The organism is Leisingera sp. F5 (genome assembly GCF_001593695.1).
Genome location: NZ_LUKH01000500.1, coordinates 1 through 2,248, shown reverse-complemented (window position 1 = coordinate 2,248; position 2,248 = coordinate 1). Strand labels below are relative to the sequence as shown.

At 64.2% G+C, this 2,248-nt stretch carries 3 protein-coding genes; 2 read left to right on the top strand and 1 reads right to left on the bottom strand.

The window, feature by feature from the left end; all coding sequences use genetic code 11:
- A partial coding sequence (locus A2I95_RS32460) for a hypothetical protein (RefSeq protein WP_291736459.1) occupies positions 1–210 on the top strand: 210 nt, incomplete at its 5' end.
- Here the strand turns inward: A2I95_RS32460 and dacB are convergent.
- Positions 198–1,685: a D-alanyl-D-alanine carboxypeptidase/D-alanyl-D-alanine-endopeptidase gene (dacB, locus tag A2I95_RS32455; protein ID WP_027257722.1), complete on the bottom strand. Its 1,488-nt coding sequence runs from the start codon at positions 1,683–1,685 to the stop codon at positions 198–200. The two genes, A2I95_RS32460 and dacB, sit on opposite strands and share 13 nt — an antisense overlap.
- A 132-nt stretch (positions 1,686–1,817) precedes the next feature.
- Here dacB and A2I95_RS32450 point away from each other — a divergent pair.
- Positions 1,818–2,248, top strand: a 431-nt coding sequence (locus A2I95_RS32450; protein WP_291736457.1) for an EamA family transporter, incomplete at its 3' end; no start/stop codon positions are given.

Below are 2,248 nucleotides of genomic sequence, written 5' to 3'. Positions count from 1 at the left end.
GCGCCAGTCCGGCAGCGGTGCGCCGATGGGCTGGCCATGCTCGTTGAAGTATCTGGTCATGGCGGCATCCTTTTTCACAGCAATATCGCGGCGGCTTGCACCACCGTCCTGCGCAGGTTTGCCACGCTCCCGGACCGGAAAAAACGTCCAGATTCTGGCAATATGACCAGGCCAATCCCGCCTGTTCCGGACCCGGGTCAGCTGCCGTAGACCGCGCCCCATCGTTCGATCAATTGCTGTTGCAGCTTCTTGGCGCGGCGGTTCCATCCGCGTGCGCCTTTGGGGCGTTCGCGCTGTGCGCGGGGGATGCGGGCACGCGTTTTCTGGTCAGCGGTGAAAATGGCAAAGGCCAGTTCCGTCCCGTCCGCAGCCGTCATAAAACCGCCCAGGCCCGAGACAAAGTTCAACGTGCCGGTTTTGGCCGCGACCTTGATCGGGTGTCCTTTGACGATACCGCCCTTGGCATCACGCATCCGGAAAGGTTTTAGAAGCGGTCTGAGCCGGCCCGCCTTGTAGGCGGCAACCAATGCACCTGTCAGATCCCCCGGTGTCATCCGCGAATCCTCGCCCAGGCCGGAATGATCCACCAGCCTGGTGCCGGACATGCCGTATTTGGCAGCGGCCCAGCGGTTCATTTCGGCTGCGGACGCCTTCAGCGAGCCAGGCCGGCTGCCGCGCGCGGCGGTGGCCGACATGCCGATCATCTCGGCCATCAGGTTGTTGGAGTATTTCAGCATCGCCTTGAGCATCATATCCAGCGGCGGGCTGTGATGCCGGGCCAGCAATTGCGACTTCGGCAAGGATTTGGCGGCCTTTGCCTTGTCGAGCTTGATCCCGTTTGCCCGTGCCAGGGTGCGGAACACATCGCCGGAATAGGCCGCAGGGTTGCGGACAGGCAGCCAGCGCGATCCGCCCTTGCCCAGCGCCTTGCTGGCGACGGTCCAGTGATCGACACCCCCTTTTTCGGCGTAGGTATAGACCGGCCCCGAGCGCGAGGCGATTTTCATCCGCGCATTGACCACTTCGGGGCGGTACTTTTCGGTCCTTGCATCCATGGTGATCGCCCAGCTGCCGCCGGACGCGCGTTTCCATTCAAAATGCACCCGGTTGAAATTCAGCGCGATGCCCGCGACCGCCGGGGAATAGCCGACATGGTCGGGCTGGTCCGGGTCGATGGTTTTGACCGCCGGAAGGCTGCCGTCCCAGACCAGGAACCTGCCCCGCACCTCGCGCACGCCTGCGGTCTTCAATGCCTTGGCCAGCAGCGCCAGATGATCGGTGTTCAGCATAGGGTCGCTGCCGCCGGCCAGGATCAGATCACCCTTGACCACGCCGCCCGCAACGCCGCCGGTCGCCAGAATGCGGGTCTCGAACCGGTGATCCGCCCCAAGCACATCCAGCGCATAGAGCGCGGTCAGCGCTTTGGCGACACTGGCTGGCGGCAGTGCTTCGGCCTGGCCCGAGGCCTCCAGTAGCTTGCCGGATTTCACATCGGCAACCGCACAGACCGCCTGGCCCGGCAGATCGGCCCGCGCCAATAGCGCCTTGAGCCCGTCCGTTCCGGCCGCAAGAGAGCTGACACGGCGTGCCACGGGCCGCAGTGACACCGCCGGCGCATTGGCCAGCGCAGAGGAACCCGCCAAAGCGGCAAGCCCGGAAAGGAGGAACGTCCGGCGTGAGGTCATCTTATTCATTTTTAGTGTCAGGACCTGCTCTTCTTCAATCCCGTTTTCCTGTCAATTCGCCGCAAGATCCGGGGTTTTGCCCCGCGGGAAGTCCTGCTACCGCTGGCAGCCATGTTGCAGGCAGTCATCCTCATGTTCGTGGCCATGTCAATGATCCCTGCGGGCGATCTGTGCGGGAAACTGCTGACGGGCGGCGGGCTGGCCACACCGGCGTTTGTCGCCTGGTCGCGATTTGCCATCGGCACCGCGCTGATCCTGCCCTTTGTGCCGCGCCGCGCCTATGCGCTGCTGGGCGATTGGCGGCTGTGGCTGCGGGCCGGGCTGCTGACCGGCGGCATCTTTTCGATCCAGCTGGCGCTGACGACCGAGCCGCTGGCCAATGTCTTTGCCGCCTTTTTTGTCGGTCCGATGGTCAGCTATGTGCTGTCGGTTCTGTTGCTGCGGGAGCAGGCGACACTGCTGCGCAGCCTGCTGATGGCATTGGGGTTCATCGGCGTGCTGATGGTGGTGCGGCCTGGATTAGGCGGCTCCATCAACCTGCTGTGGGCGGTGCTGGCGGGCTG